We start from the raw sequence: 13,757 nt of genomic DNA on the forward strand, positions 1-13,757 counted from the left end.
AAAATGAAACAGAATGGATACGTATCGGGGTTATTTTTTGCCTTGATTTTAAGCAGCTGCCAATACCAAAACACCGCCGACAAGATCATTAAAGGCGATCTCAACAAAATAGATGTCGAAGTCAGCGAAGTATTGCAACCAGCAGAAGATACCGCGAAAGAAAGAAAGGTAGCAAGTGCAGCAGAAATATTAGCGAGAAAGCAGGTCCCTATACTTTGCTATCATCAAATAAGAGACTGGACTGCCAAAGACTCAAAAAGCGCTAAAGATTACATCACTCCTATCGACATATTTAAAGATCAGATAAAAGCACTGGCAGATAGCGGTTATACTACCATCTTGCCCGATCAGCTTTATAATTATTTGGCATACGGAGATGAATTACCGGAGAAACCGATCATGCTTACTTTTGATGATAACGATTTATCTCAATATGAAAATGCGGCACCCTTTTTAAAGGAATACGGATTTAAAGCTGTATATTTCGTAATGACGGTCACCATCGGCCGGCCGAAATACATGAGTAAAGAGCAAATAAAGGAATTATATGACGATGGAAACGTAATTGGAAGTCATACCTGGGACCATCATAATGTTAAAAAATACGAAGGTGAAGACTGGGTGACTCAAATTGAGAAACCCTCCAAGGTGTTAGAAGGAATCATTGGCAAGAAGATAGATGATTTTGCTTATCCATTCGGGCTCTGGAGTCCTGAGGTTTTGCCCGAGCTTCAGAAAAGAGGAATACGAACTGCTTTTATTCTCTCTACCAAGCGCGACGAAAACCAACCTCTCTTAACTATTCGCCGAATGATTGCAAGTGGTTTTTGGGGAGGCAAAACGTTAATCAACGTAATGGATAAAACCTTTGCAGCATCCCGAAATTAAAGAATATCTTCAAGTAAGAACCCTGATTAAATATCAGATAGAAGTTGCTTTACATCGTTCCATACTTAGTCCCTATATTCTTTGTTATATCTACGTTGTTTTTAGGCTAAACAACGTAGACACAACGAAGGGATCACTCGCTAACAACGCAAGCATGTAAAGCAAGGGTATAACATGTGTAAAGCAACTGTACAACAAAGGGTCGTAGCTGTTAAAAACTACGACCCTTAAAAATACTTCAATTTAACCTTAAATTCTTTACTTATCTGCTGTAATTTGGAGCTTCTTTAGTGATTACGATGTTATGAGGATGGCTTTCGCGCAAACCAGCACCCGTGATCTTTACAAAACGAGCTTCCTGAAGTTTTTCAATGGTAGAAGCACCACAGTAGCCCATGCTTGCTCTTAATCCACCAATATACTGATAAACTACTTCTTGAAGGGTTCCTTTGTAAGGAACTCTACCTACAATTCCTTCCGGAACTAATTTCTTAAGGTCATCTTCAGCATCTTGGAAATAACGATCTTTTGATCCTTGCTCCATCGCCTCGATTGAACCCATACCGCGGTAAGACTTGAATCTTCTTCCTTCGTAAATAATAGTTTCGCCGGGAGCCTCCTCTACTCCTGCAAACAGCGAGCCTGCCATAACAGTACTTGCGCCCGATGCAATGGCTTTGGCAATATCACCGGTTTGTTTAATTCCACCATCTGCAATAATAGGAACACCGCGACCTTTAAGTGCCTTAGCACACTCATAAACTGCATATAATTGCGGCACTCCAACACCTGCAATAATTCGAGTTGTACAAATAGATCCAGGTCCGATACCTACCTTGATAGCATCAGCACCTGCATCAGCAAGATCGATTGCTGCCTCTGCAGTAGCCACATTACCAACAATTACCTGAAGGTCTGGGAATTTCGCTTTTACTTCCTTTAATTTATCAATTACACCTCTTGAATGGCCATGAGCCGTATCAATCGTTACCACATCAACTCCTGCATCTACAAGAGCCGCGATGCGGTCTATCGTGTCATAAGTTACGCCAACGGCTGCACCTACACGTAAACGGCCATGCTCATCTTTAGCAGCATTAGGGAAGTTTTTAAACTTCTGGATATCTTTAAAAGTAATTAAACCAACTAAATAGCCGTTATCATCAACTACCGGTAATTTTTCAATCTTATAATTTTCAAGAATAGCTTCTGCCTGAACCAAATCGGTACCTACAGGCGCTACTACTAAATTGTCTTTTGTCATTAATTCAGCGATAGGAATGCTCATATCTTTCTGAAAACGCAGATCGCGGTTGGTAACAATACCTACCAGCTTTCCATTTCCATCAACTACTGGAATTCCACCAATCTTATTTTCTTTCATGATGGTGAAAGCATCCTGTACGATTGCATTTTCGTGCAACACAACAGGGTCTTGAATCATGCCACTTTCTGAACGTTTAACTTTACGAACTTCAAGCGCCTGAGCTTCGATGCTCATATTTTTATGAAGCATGCCGATACCACCCGCCTGCGCCAATGCTATAGCTAATTCAGACTCGGTTATCGTATCCATTGCTGCTGAAATCAAGGGAATATTTAGTCGGATCTTTTTAGTAAGATAGGTACGCGTATCTACTTCGCGTGGTAAAACTTCTGAATAAGCCGGTATTAATAATACATCATCGTAGGTGAGGCCTTCTGCTACGAATTTTTGAGGATCTAACTGCATGGCAAAATTGTTTTGGAGTTCTTTTTTGCCGGGCAAATTTAATTATAAAAACCGGCAATTGAAAGTATTTGCAAAGATACTCTTTTTAAAAAAGGAATTCGATTTTTATATCTTTGCCCATGCGAAAATTAGCAATGGACGAGCTAAACCGTCCAACCATCGAAGAATTTCAAGAACAAAAGAAGTTACCTATAACTTTAATTCTAGACAGCATTCGCAGTTTACACAATGTAGGGTCAATATTTAGAACTGCTGACGGCTTCGCTGTTGAGAAAATAATACTTTGTGGCATTACTGGTCAGCCACCTCATCGTGAAATTGAGAAGACAGCATTGGGTGCCACGAGCTCTATTTCTTGGGAATATGAGCAAGATATTGTTACAGCTATTTCTTCCTTAAGATCAAAAAATTACAAAATAATAGCAATTGAACAGGCAGAAAACAGCCAATTTCTGAATACCTACTCCCCTAACCCTCAAGAAAAGTATACTTTGATTTTAGGAAATGAAGTACACGGAGTGTCGGACGAGGCGATGAAAATGATTGATGGCTGTCTGGAGATCCCTCAGTTTGGCACTAAACATTCGTTAAATGTTGTAGTTTCTGCCGGGATTGTATTGTGGGATTTTGCTTCGAAGTTGGGGTTTGAGGTGTAGAGTTTTTGCTAAAGAAAAAATATTATTCTGATAATTATTTATAGAATATAAAGAACTATATTCGTATAAATCAAAGTTAACAACAATAATTGTTAGCAATTAATAATTATAAACCCAGTACCTGACATCATATCTTTATAATATTAAAGCATTTAATTTCGCGTTAGCGAGGGGTTTCATGCTTCGCGGACATTTTGATTTCGTCACGTTTAACAAACGATATATCAATTAAAATCAAGATATTAACTTATTAATTCAAAACAAATTTATATAAATGGAGGCTTGTAACCATTTTAAAAAACAGGGCGAAAACGAAAAGCCATACGAGTAGAAATTATTAAATAAATAAAAATAAACCTAATGGATGCACAAAGAGTAGATATGTTTATCATGTCAAATGCAAAATATTTCGAGAGTTATCAGCTTAATGCAATTAGAGATAGACTAATTGCAATGGATGATTCTAAATGGGTAATGATTTCAACTTTACAGTTAAAAGACCCGACTACAAGTTTAATTGTTTCAATTTTAGTTGGCACACTTGGTGTTGACCGGTTTATCATTGGCGACACGGGGCTAGGTATTGGTAAACTTTTAACCTGTGGTGGTTTAGGAATTTGGACGATTATAGACTGGTTTATGATTCAAAGCGCTACGAAAGAAAAGAACATGCAAAAAATACAACAGTTTTTATATTAATGATCCTCAGCAGGAATAAACTGTATTCAATCATGTTTATAGCCTGCATAGCAGGGTATACCTGGCTTTATTTTGTTTTGTCAAATGAAAGATCTGAAAGCAAACAGGTTCAAGTATGCTTAATAAAGCAATTTACCAATATACCCTGCCCTTCTTGTGGCTCAACCCGTTCAATAATATTATTGACAAAAGGCAATTTTCTTCAAGCCCTTAACATGAATCCAATGGGTGTTATAATTGCATTCATTATGTTGCTTTCTCCAATTTGGATCATCGCAGACCTAATTACCAGAAAAAAAACTTTCTTTGATTTTTATCTAAAAATAGAGAGCTACTTAAAAAGACCACGATACGCTATACCATTAATTTTACTTGTTATTATCAATTGGATTTGGAACATCGCAAAAGGACTATGATAAGTAACAAACATTTTCTATGCTGTAAAAGACAGAAACTTGGTGACCAGTCAGAATCCGTTTTCAGGAACTGCATTTAACAAACTTTTTTTACAAGCACTGCCTGAATATTTAGCATCGAACGAAGATTACAGTAGTTGAACTTCAAAAAGACGAATATTTTTCTGAAACTGATAATTATATATAACTTTCGAATAGTTATCTTGCATATTGAATACACAATATGAGAAAACAGAAAATATATCAGATAGATGCATTTGCCGACAAAGTATTCTCAGGAAACCCGGCAGCCGTTTGTCCGCTTGACCAATGGTTGAGTGATGATATTTTGCAGAAAATAGCAATGGAAAACAATCTTGCTGAGACTGCATTTTATGTAAAGCAGGATAACCAATATCAAATAAGGTGGTTTACACCAACAATTGAAGTGGACCTCTGTGGACACGCAACTTTGGCGGCGGCTTTTGTTTTATTCAACCACGAAAACTACAACGAGAATATCATTCGGTTTTATTCCCCAAGAAGTGGAGAATTAACGGTAAAGAAAAAAGGGGAATTATTGGTACTGAATTTTCCGACAGATGTATTTGAGCAAGTAATGTTATCTGATGAAATAACTAGTGGCTTTAATATCAAACCCAAATTAGCCTTTAAAGGTAAAACGGACTACTTACTCGTATTTGACAGTGAAGATGAGATAAGAAACATAGTTCCTGAATTTGAGGCACTTTCAAGATTAAAGGCGCGTGGAATTATTATAACAGCCAAAGGTGACAAGGTTGATTTCGTGTCGAGATTTTTTGCCCCACAATCAGGCGTTAACGAAGATCCTGTAACAGGGTCTGCTCATACTACTTTAACCCCATATTGGGCAAAACAACTTGGCAAGATTGAACTGACGGCAATACAACTTTCAGAGCGTAAGGGATATTTACAATGCAGCTATTTAAACGACAGAGTTGAAATTAGTGGGCAAGGAAAGTTATATTTAATTGGAGAGATATATTTGGAATAGATTGACTGAAATTATAAAAAAATATACCAATGAAAAAAAGCAACCTACTACAAATGAACAATGTCGGTATCGTTGTAGAATCCCTTGACAGCGCTATTTCTTTTTTTACAGAAATAGGATTGAAGCTCGAAGGACGGGCTATGGTAGAAGGTGAATGGGCTGGACGTGTAACAGGGCTTGGTAATCAGTCTGTTGAAATTGCTATGATGATTACTCCCGATGGACACAGCCGTCTTGAACTTTCACGTTTTATAACACCATCTATTATATCAGACCACAGGACTGCCCCTGTAAACTCTCTCGGCTATCTTCGTACCATGTTTACTGTTGACAACATTGATGAGTTGGTATCCAGACTTATCAAGCATGGTGCTCAGCTCGTTGGCGAAGTGGTTCAGTATGAAGACGTGTATCGGCTCTGCTACATTCGCAGTCGTGAAGGGCTTCTCGTCGGGCTAGCTGAACAACTCGGCAATAAATCAGCGACAGATATTGTAGAAAACTCTTAGCAGAGAAATTTTCGCTAAAAAAGTCTCTTGACAATAGCAATTGTGAGGTTAATATAGACAATAAAAGACAATAATAAATGAAACCATTTTTTAAAGAGTTATTTGAATATAATCATCATTACAATCAAAAATTGGGAGACGTTTTTAACGACAATCCAGACAAAACATCCGAAAAGGCGATAAAATTATTTAGCCATATATTAAATGCTCACCGTGTTTGGAACATTAGAATTGACCCCAAACAAACGGCTTTCGGGATTTGGGAAATTCATCCTATTCAGAACTTTAAGAACATTGACAAGGTGAATCAAGAGCATTCACTGCTTATACTCGACAAATTTGATTTAAACGAAACCATCAACTATGTCACTAGTAATGGGCAGGCTTATAGTCATTGTATTCGGGATTTATTATTTCACGTGATTAATCATTCCACTTATCATAGAGGGCAAATTGCAACTGAATTTAGACAAAACGGACTTGACCCTTTGGCTACAGATTATATTCATTATAAAAGATAAAGTAAAAGAACGTAACAAACATCAATAAAAATAGAGCCATATGAGAAAAATAATTTCATTTATGCACATATCGCTTGACGGTTTTGTAGCAGGATCGAACGGAGAGATGGACTGGATTAAAGTTGATGAAGAAATTTTTGACCATGTCGGTAAGCGGATAAGTGAAGGCGACACTGCATTATATGGACGAGTGACTTATCAGATGATGGAAAATTACTGGCCTACCGCAGGGGACAAGCCGGCAGCGACCAAACACGATATTGAGCATTCAAAGTGGTACAACAAAGTTCATAAAGTTGTTTTATCGAAAACAATGAAAGACGCGAGTTTGACCAATACAACAATTATTAGCGACAATCTTTCAAACAGAATAAATGAAATAAAACAAACGGCAGGCAATGATATCTTGCTTTTTGGTAGCCCGACAGCAACACATTCACTTATTCAACTGAACTTAATTGACGGCTACTGGCTATTTGTTAATCCAATTATTCTTGGACAAGGCATTCCATTGTTTGTAGATATCACAGACAAAATAAAACTAAATCTATTGACAACCCGACAATTTGCTTCTGGAGTAACTGAACTGAATTACATCGTGGACTGACAATAACAACTTAAACAAGATTAAATGAAGGCTAAAAAACTTGACATAAAACTTAGACCAACAGAAATTGCAGACTTAGACTTTTTGTTTCAATTTCAACTGGACAAAGAAGGTGGATACTTAGCTGCATTTATGCCAAAAGATCCGACAGACAAAGCAGCGTACATAACAAAACATACGAAATTATTGAGCGACCCAACAGTTAACAACCAGACAGTAATTATTGACAACATTATTGTTGGAAGTATTGCAAAATTTGTAATGGAGGGAGATACGGAAATTACTTATTGGATTGACAGAAAATTTTGGGGACAAGGTATCGCAACAAAGGTATTAAACGAATTTCTTGCCATTGAAACTTCCAGACCCATTTTTGGACGAGTTGCATTTGATAATTTTGGCTCACAAAAGGTTTTAGAAAAATGTGGTTTTATAAAAGTCGGAAATGACAAAGGTTTTGCAAATGCGCGACAAAAAGAGATAGAAGAATTTATTTATAAACTGACTTGACAAAATCGCCACCTTCGACCAAGCCAATGGAATTTAATCCGAACAATCCTATTGTTAAGCTCTGTATCCAAGGAATGGGTATGGAAGAAAAAAATAAATCTGAAGATGCAAGCAGACTGTTTCTTCAGGCATGGGATGAGGCAACAAATGACTTCGAAAAATATATTGCTGCTTTTTATGTTGCCCGACATCAAGAAAATGTTCCCGACAAATTAAAATGGCTCGAAACAACTTTGCAGTTTGCATTAAGAATAAATGACGACTCAGTTAAAGGAGCATTCTCTTCTCTATATTTAAACATTGCCAAATGCTATGAGGATTTGAACGACCTTGACAATGCAAAAAAGAATAATGACTTGGCGGTTTCGTTCAAGGAACAATTGTTTGACACCGGACCCTTTTATCATGGAACAAAAGCAGATTTGGGGATTGGTGATTTACTGACAGCAGGAAGCAGGTCTAATTACAAGACCGAAGTCATCATGAATCACATTTATTTTACCGCCTTAATTAATGGAGCTGGACTTGCTGCAGCACTGGCCAAAGGTGAAGGTCGTGAACGTGTTTATATCATTGAACCGACAGGGAGCTTTGAAAACGACCCAAACGTTACAAATAAAAAATTTCCGGGCAATCCGACACGTTCTTATCGCAGCCAAGAACCATTGAAAATCGTTGGTGAGATAACAGATTGGGTAAGACAAACACCTGAGCAGCTCAAAGAATGGCGTGAAAGATTGGCAAATAATAAAGGAGAAATTATTAATTAAAATCTCAAAAAAACTATTTCTCAATAATTTTCTTTCGATGTTCAATTCCCCATTCTGTCAGATTGTTAATTATGGTCTGTAGTGTTTTGCCGTGTTGTGTAAGCTCATACTGAACGGTTATAGGTTGCGTGTCTAAAACTGTTCGTTTAACCAATTTGTTTATTTCCAATTCTTTTAATTCCTTGCTTAACATTTTGTTGGAAATACCAACCACATCATTTAAAATGTCGGAAAATCTTCTTTTGTTGTAATAGCAAATAGATGATATAATAGAGATTTTCCATTTCCCATTAAGCACGTCCATTGAATCCTGGACAGCCATCATTTCTTTTTTATACTCTTTTTGAAATTCTTTTACTTGACACTCCATGTTACTTTGTTACCTCAAGGTTACTATTACTTTTGGTTACAAAGTTACTAAAATAACTTTCCATGATATAGCTTTGCTAATAATTTTTAATTAAATGAAATGGGCAAACTAAAAAACAAAGTAGCGGTAATTACAGGTGCTTCAAAAGGAATAGGTGCTTCTATCGCAAAATACTTTGCAGCAGAAGGAGCAAAAGTTGTTGTAAATTATGCTGCGAGCAAAGAGGGAGCAGATAAAGTTGTGAAGGCCATAACAGATAATGGCGGAATAGCAATTTCGGTACAGGGGGATGTATCAAAAGAAGCTGATGTAATCAAACTGTTTAAAGAAACAAAGAATGCTTTTGGGACGTTGGATATTTTGGTAAACAATGCAGGTATTTATCTATACGAGCCGATTGAACAGGTATCGGCAGAAACTTTTCATCAACAATTCAACATTAATGTTTTAGGCTCTATACTCACCATTCAAGCAGCTTTGAAGCTGTTTGGCGATAAGGGTGGTAATATCATCAATATTAGCTCGGGTGCAAGTAATACGCCTTTGCCGACAGGGTCAATATATTCTGCCACAAAAACTGCATTAGATGCCATTACTATTTCTTTATCGAAAGAATTTGCAGGAAGAAATATCCGGATTAACTCTATTCTGCCTGGTGTGGTAGAAACTGAAGGTTCATATAGTGCAGGTTTTATTGGCAGTGAGGCTGAAACAAAATTAGTTGCCAATACACCGCTTGGTCGAACCGGTCAGCCAGAAGATATTGCAAAAGTTGCCGTATTCCTTTCTTCTGATGATTCAGCTTGGATTACGGGAGAGAAAATTTCCGTTTCAGGCGGTATTTACGGTTTATAAATTCATCATTCAAAAAACAAAAACAATGGGACAAAATAATTATAACGGAGCATTACAGAAACCAATAGGTTCAGGATTTAATGCAGTTTCTACCTCATCAGAAGTAATCAAAGGAATTGATCTTACAGGGAAAATTGCAATCGTAACCGGTGGCAACACAGGGATTGGATTAGAAACAGTGAGAGCACTTGCAAATGCAGGAGCAACTGTAATTGTTCCTGCGAGGAATATTGAAAAAGCAAAAAGAAACTTACAAGGAATCAGCAATGTAGAAATAGAAGAAATGGACTTAATAGATCCCTACTCTATTGACAAATTTTCTGAAAAGTTTTTGGCTTCGGACAGACCCTTGCATCTACTTATCAATAATGCGGGCATTATGTTTGCTCCGTTACGCAGAGACAGTCGTGGAATAGAATCCCAATTAGTGACTAACTATTTAGCACAATTTCAATTAACAGCAAGATTATGGAATGTACTCAAGAAAGCCAATGGGGCAAGAGTAATTAACGTATCTTCTCAAGGACATCATTTTGCAGCGTTCAATTTTGAGGACCCTAATTTCGAAAACCGTGAGTACGAAACTTTATCAGCATATGGACAATCGAAAACTGCTGTCAATCTATTTTCACTTGAATTAGACAATCGCGCTAAAGCATTTGGAATAAGAGCATATTCAGTACATCCGGGCAATATTTGGGGAACTGAATTGGCAAGAGAAGCACCAATGGAGTTATTACAGAATTTTGGTTTCCTTGATGAAGAAGGGAATCCGGTACAGGAAGTTGTAGCATCGCTAAAAACCATTCCACAAGGTGCGGCTACAACGATTTGGTGTGCTACAAGCCCTTTATTAAACAACATTGGCGGAGTATATTGTGAAGATTCTAATATTGCTGATTTAGCTGTGGGGCAGGAAATGACAGGTGTAAAACCCTATTCATTAGATGAAACCAACGCAAAACAACTGTGGACATTAAGTGAAAAATTAACCGGGACTACATTCACTGATTGATAATAAGTATTGCTATTATGAGGACTAACGTTATATTTCGTTAGTCCTTTTTTTATACATTTGTATTGTATTGAACGTAAATGTTTTAACTCCACACTGTGACAATACCTGAACCGTTATACAATTATACCGACATTTATGATCGAATTACTGGCTTTTGAAGAAAAAGACTTTGGCCGACTTATTTCCTGGATTAAAAATAAAGAAGAAATGATTCAATTTGCTGGCCCTGTATTTACTTATCCACTGACTCGAGAGCAGCTACTGAAATATGTTGGTGATAGTGCAAGACAAGTTTTTAAAGTTCGACTAATGTCAACTGGTGAAATTATCGGGCATTGTGAACTTAATCTTCAAAATGAAATTCCACGGCTTTCAAGAATATTAATTGGCGATCGTTCTGTCAGAAATCAAGGAATAGGAAAAGCAATAATAAAAAATTTATTAAGTCGTGTATTTACGACTACTGAATTTGAAAATGTTGACTTAACTGTTTTTGATTGGAATCACAATGCAATTGCTAGCTACAAAAGTGTAGGCTTTGAAGTTAACCCTGGATTTGAAACCTATATGGAAGTTAATGGAAAAATTTGGACCGCTTGTAATATGATAATCAGTAAGCAAAAATATCAACTTTTGAGAGACCACATATGACAGAGAAAATAATTGATAGGCAAACAGCAGAGCATTATTTGTGGGGTGAAAATTGCAACAGTTGGGTTTTAGCAGACACAATTGGACTTTCGGTTAAACAAGAAAACATGCCTAGTCGAACGAAGGAAAAATTACATTTTCATACTAACGCCCAACAGTTCTTTTTTATACTCAAAGGTTCTGCAACCTTTTATATAGATGACAACAAGATAATTGTAGTCGAGCAAAAAGGAATATTAATTCATCCTAAAACAGAACATTATATAGCGAATGAGACCGATGAACAACTTGACTTTCTTGTAATTTCACAACCGACAACAAATAATGATAGAACTATAATTGAATGATAATATGATACTGATGACTCAACTAATTTACATAATTGAAGGACAAGAAAAGACTTTCGATGAATTTGAAAGTATCGCAATCCCTACAATTTTAAAGTATAATGGGAGACTTTTATTCCGAATAAGGCCTACAGAAAACAATTTTATTGAAAGCCATATTGACAAACCCTATGAAATTCATCTTGTAGAATTTGAAACACAACAAGACTTTGATAATTTTAAACAAGATGAAGAACGAAAAAAATTTTTACACCTAAAAAACCAATCAGTAAAGTCATCAATCTTAATACAAGGAACAAAGCTATAACGACAGATAACAACGTAGTATATACACAAAACAACAAATCTCAATGGATGCAATAAGTGGGCTAAAAAAAATCGCGATTATTGGCGGTGGTCCAGGTGGATTAACATTAGCAAGACTTTTGCAGCTTAAAGGTGCAAAAGTAAATGTGTATGAAAGAGACTTGAATAAGAATGCCCGTGTGCAAGGTTCTCCGCTTGATTTGCACGATGAATCGGGTTTGGCAGCCATCATTAAGGCAAATCTGTTAGATGAGTTCAAAAATAATTTACTCCCCGGAGCCGATAGAAAGAAAATAGTTAATGAACGTGCAGAAGTATTTTTCAGCGACCACGAAACCAAACTTGAGGAAAACTTTGGCAGCGAATATTTTCGCCCTGAAATTCTCAGAGGGACATTAAGAAAAATATTTTTAGAATCTTTACATCCAGAAACCGTGGTATGGAACAGCCATTTTATTTCAATGGAAAAACAAGATGAAGGTTGGCTGTTGCATTTCAAAAATGAAAACTCTGCTTATGCAGATATTGTAATCGGCGCTGACGGAGCGAACTCAAAGATCCGTCCATACATCACAAACATTAAAGCTCTTTATTCGGGCATTATAATGCTTGAAGGTAATATTTATAATGCGAAAAATGCAGCACCAAAAATTTCTGCATTACTGAATGGCGGAAAAATAATGGCATTCGGAAATAAAAAGAATATACTAATGGGGCAAAAAGGTAATGATGAAATCGGATTTTATGCAAGCTTTAAAGCAATAGAAAATTGGCCGGCTAACAGTGGTTTAGACTTTTCAGATAAAACACAATTGCTTGAATGGTTTAAAAAAGAATATTTTGAATGGAGCAGCATTTGGTATGAACTATTTGAAAATACAACAACACCTTTTATCCCAAGACCGATATATTGTATACCTTTAGACCAAACCTGGGAAGCCTTGCCCAATTTAACAATGCTTGGCGATGCGGCTCATACAATACCTCCATTTGCAGGCGAAGGTGCAAATATGGCTATGCTTGATGCGTTGGAGTTGAGCGAATGTTTAACGTCTGACAAATTCGATACTGTGCACGAAGCTATCTCTTTCTATGAAATAAACATGCGTAAAAGAGCAGCGATTGCAGCAAAAGAGTCGCTTGAAAATGGTGAACGAATGCACAGTGAAAAAGCATTAAACACCATGCTAGGGTTCTTTAGTGCACACTAAACAGGTATACCAACAGCAGATCATCGCAAACCCTGAAATAAATAAAGAATTATCTACCTTTACAATTGATGGAATACGACCCAATTATAGAATACATTTCAAGATATGTAGAATTAACCGATGAGGAAGTAGATCAGCTTACACCCTTTTTTAAGATTAAAAAAGTTAAGAAAAGACAATTTATTGTACAACCAGGGTTTGTTTGCAGACATAAGAGCTATGTGGTTAAGGGAGCATTTAGAGCCTATTTAGTCGACAATCAAGGTAAGGAACACACATTAGCTTTTGCAATAGAAGACTGGTGGATTTCTGATTATAGCAGTTTAATTTATCAAGAACCAGCTACCTTATTTGTTGAGGCTTTGGAAGATTCTGTTCTTATACAAATTGATTTTAAGGACGAACAGACTTTCCTAAAGGAAATACCAAAAATGGAAAAATTTGAACGTATTATTACTCAGCGTTCTCTAGCATTTCAACAAAAAAGGTTACTTTCTAATTTTACAAAAACAGCAGAAGAACGCTATGATGAATTTATAAGCAAGTACTCTGCAATTGCCAATCGAGTTCCACAATATGCTTTAGCTTCTTATCTTGGTTTTAGCACCGAATATTTGAGTAAGATCCGCAATCGAAAAGCTTTAAAAAGTTAATCTAGTTCAACCATTTTTCCTAG

General features: G+C 36.6%; 19 protein-coding genes. 17 read left to right on the forward strand and 2 right to left on the reverse strand.

What is annotated here, in order from left to right; genetic code table 11:
• Positions 1 to 3 precede the first annotated feature (3 nt).
• A complete protein-coding gene (locus tag C8N28_RS02705; protein ID WP_132221288.1) occupies positions 4 to 888 on the forward strand; it encodes a polysaccharide deacetylase family protein in 885 nt (294 codons plus the stop codon).
• 262 nt (positions 889 to 1,150) lie between these two features.
• On the opposite strand, the gene guaB is transcribed toward C8N28_RS02705, so the two are convergent.
• Positions 1,151 to 2,620, reverse strand: coding sequence for an IMP dehydrogenase (gene guaB, locus C8N28_RS02710; RefSeq protein WP_132222505.1), 1,470 nt, complete (start codon positions 2,618 to 2,620; stop codon positions 1,151 to 1,153).
• 119 nt (positions 2,621 to 2,739) lie between these two features.
• Here guaB and C8N28_RS02715 point away from each other — a divergent pair, with 119 nt between their 5' ends.
• The 9 genes from C8N28_RS02715 (at position 2,740) to arr (ending at position 8,323) form a co-directional block, all read left to right on the forward strand.
• On the forward strand, positions 2,740 to 3,276 hold the full coding sequence (locus tag C8N28_RS02715; RefSeq protein WP_132221290.1) for an RNA methyltransferase: 537 nt from the start codon (positions 2,740 to 2,742) through the stop codon (positions 3,274 to 3,276).
• A 360-nt stretch (positions 3,277 to 3,636) separates the two neighbouring features.
• Positions 3,637 to 3,975: a TM2 domain-containing protein gene (locus C8N28_RS02720; protein WP_132221292.1), complete on the forward strand. Its 339-nt coding sequence runs from the start codon at positions 3,637 to 3,639 to the stop codon at positions 3,973 to 3,975.
• Positions 3,976 to 4,007: 32 nt separating this feature from the next.
• Positions 4,008 to 4,391: a DUF2752 domain-containing protein gene (locus tag C8N28_RS02725; protein ID WP_246012719.1), complete on the forward strand. Its 384-nt coding sequence runs from the start codon at positions 4,008 to 4,010 to the stop codon at positions 4,389 to 4,391.
• Between the two features lie 223 nt (positions 4,392 to 4,614).
• The gene (locus C8N28_RS02730; RefSeq protein ID WP_132221296.1) at positions 4,615 to 5,406 is read left to right on the forward strand and encodes a PhzF family phenazine biosynthesis protein; all 792 of its coding nucleotides are present in this window, start codon (positions 4,615 to 4,617) and stop codon (positions 5,404 to 5,406) included.
• Between the two features lie 29 nt (positions 5,407 to 5,435).
• A complete protein-coding gene (locus C8N28_RS02735) occupies positions 5,436 to 5,915 on the forward strand; it encodes a VOC family protein (protein WP_132221298.1) in 480 nt (159 codons plus the stop codon).
• A 77-nt stretch (positions 5,916 to 5,992) separates the two neighbouring features.
• Entirely contained in the window at positions 5,993 to 6,436 is a 444-nt protein-coding gene (locus C8N28_RS02740) for a DinB family protein (protein WP_132221300.1), read from the forward strand.
• A gap of 40 nt (positions 6,437 to 6,476) precedes the next feature.
• Positions 6,477 to 7,043: a dihydrofolate reductase family protein gene (locus C8N28_RS02745; protein WP_132221302.1), complete on the forward strand. Its 567-nt coding sequence runs from the start codon at positions 6,477 to 6,479 to the stop codon at positions 7,041 to 7,043.
• A 24-nt stretch (positions 7,044 to 7,067) separates the two neighbouring features.
• Entirely contained in the window at positions 7,068 to 7,553 is a 486-nt protein-coding gene (locus C8N28_RS02750) for a GNAT family N-acetyltransferase (RefSeq protein ID WP_132221304.1), read from the forward strand.
• Positions 7,554 to 7,909: 356 nt separating this feature from the next.
• A complete protein-coding gene (gene arr / locus C8N28_RS13965) occupies positions 7,910 to 8,323 on the forward strand; it encodes an NAD(+)--rifampin ADP-ribosyltransferase (RefSeq protein ID WP_394345258.1) in 414 nt (137 codons plus the stop codon).
• 13 nt (positions 8,324 to 8,336) lie between these two features.
• Here the strand turns inward: arr and C8N28_RS02760 are convergent, their stop codons facing one another.
• Positions 8,337 to 8,693, reverse strand: a complete 357-nt coding sequence (locus C8N28_RS02760) for a winged helix-turn-helix transcriptional regulator (protein WP_132221306.1) — start codon at positions 8,691 to 8,693, stop codon at positions 8,337 to 8,339.
• 99 nt (positions 8,694 to 8,792) lie between these two features.
• Between C8N28_RS02760 and C8N28_RS02765 the strand changes: the two genes are divergently transcribed.
• The 7 genes from C8N28_RS02765 (at position 8,793) to C8N28_RS02795 (ending at position 13,734) form a co-directional block, all read left to right on the forward strand.
• A complete protein-coding gene (locus tag C8N28_RS02765; protein WP_132221308.1) occupies positions 8,793 to 9,548 on the forward strand; it encodes an SDR family NAD(P)-dependent oxidoreductase in 756 nt (251 codons plus the stop codon).
• Between the two features lie 25 nt (positions 9,549 to 9,573).
• Positions 9,574 to 10,563 carry an SDR family NAD(P)-dependent oxidoreductase gene (locus C8N28_RS02770; protein WP_132221310.1) on the forward strand — a complete coding sequence of 330 codons (990 nt, stop codon included), beginning with the start codon at positions 9,574 to 9,576 and terminating at the stop codon, positions 10,561 to 10,563.
• A gap of 138 nt (positions 10,564 to 10,701) precedes the next feature.
• Entirely contained in the window at positions 10,702 to 11,217 is a 516-nt protein-coding gene (locus C8N28_RS02775; RefSeq protein WP_132221312.1) for a GNAT family N-acetyltransferase, read from the forward strand.
• Complete coding sequence (locus C8N28_RS02780; RefSeq protein ID WP_132221314.1) at positions 11,214 to 11,564, forward strand: cupin domain-containing protein; 351 nt, start codon at positions 11,214 to 11,216, stop codon at positions 11,562 to 11,564. The genes C8N28_RS02775 and C8N28_RS02780 overlap by 4 nt, the downstream gene beginning before the upstream one ends.
• A 13-nt stretch (positions 11,565 to 11,577) precedes the next feature.
• The gene (locus C8N28_RS02785; protein WP_221410177.1) at positions 11,578 to 11,871 is read left to right on the forward strand and encodes a hypothetical protein; all 294 of its coding nucleotides are present in this window, start codon (positions 11,578 to 11,580) and stop codon (positions 11,869 to 11,871) included.
• A gap of 43 nt (positions 11,872 to 11,914) precedes the next feature.
• Positions 11,915 to 13,081 (forward strand): FAD-dependent oxidoreductase, encoded by a 1,167-nt coding sequence (locus tag C8N28_RS02790; RefSeq protein WP_132221318.1) that lies wholly within the window; start codon positions 11,915 to 11,917, stop codon positions 13,079 to 13,081.
• A 68-nt stretch (positions 13,082 to 13,149) separates the two neighbouring features.
• Positions 13,150 to 13,734 (forward strand): Crp/Fnr family transcriptional regulator, encoded by a 585-nt coding sequence (locus C8N28_RS02795; RefSeq protein ID WP_221410178.1) that lies wholly within the window; start codon positions 13,150 to 13,152, stop codon positions 13,732 to 13,734.
• Positions 13,735 to 13,757 lie beyond the last annotated feature (23 nt).

This window comes from Albibacterium bauzanense (genome assembly GCF_004339765.1).
Lineage (GTDB): Bacteria > Bacteroidota > Bacteroidia > Sphingobacteriales > Sphingobacteriaceae > Albibacterium > Albibacterium bauzanense.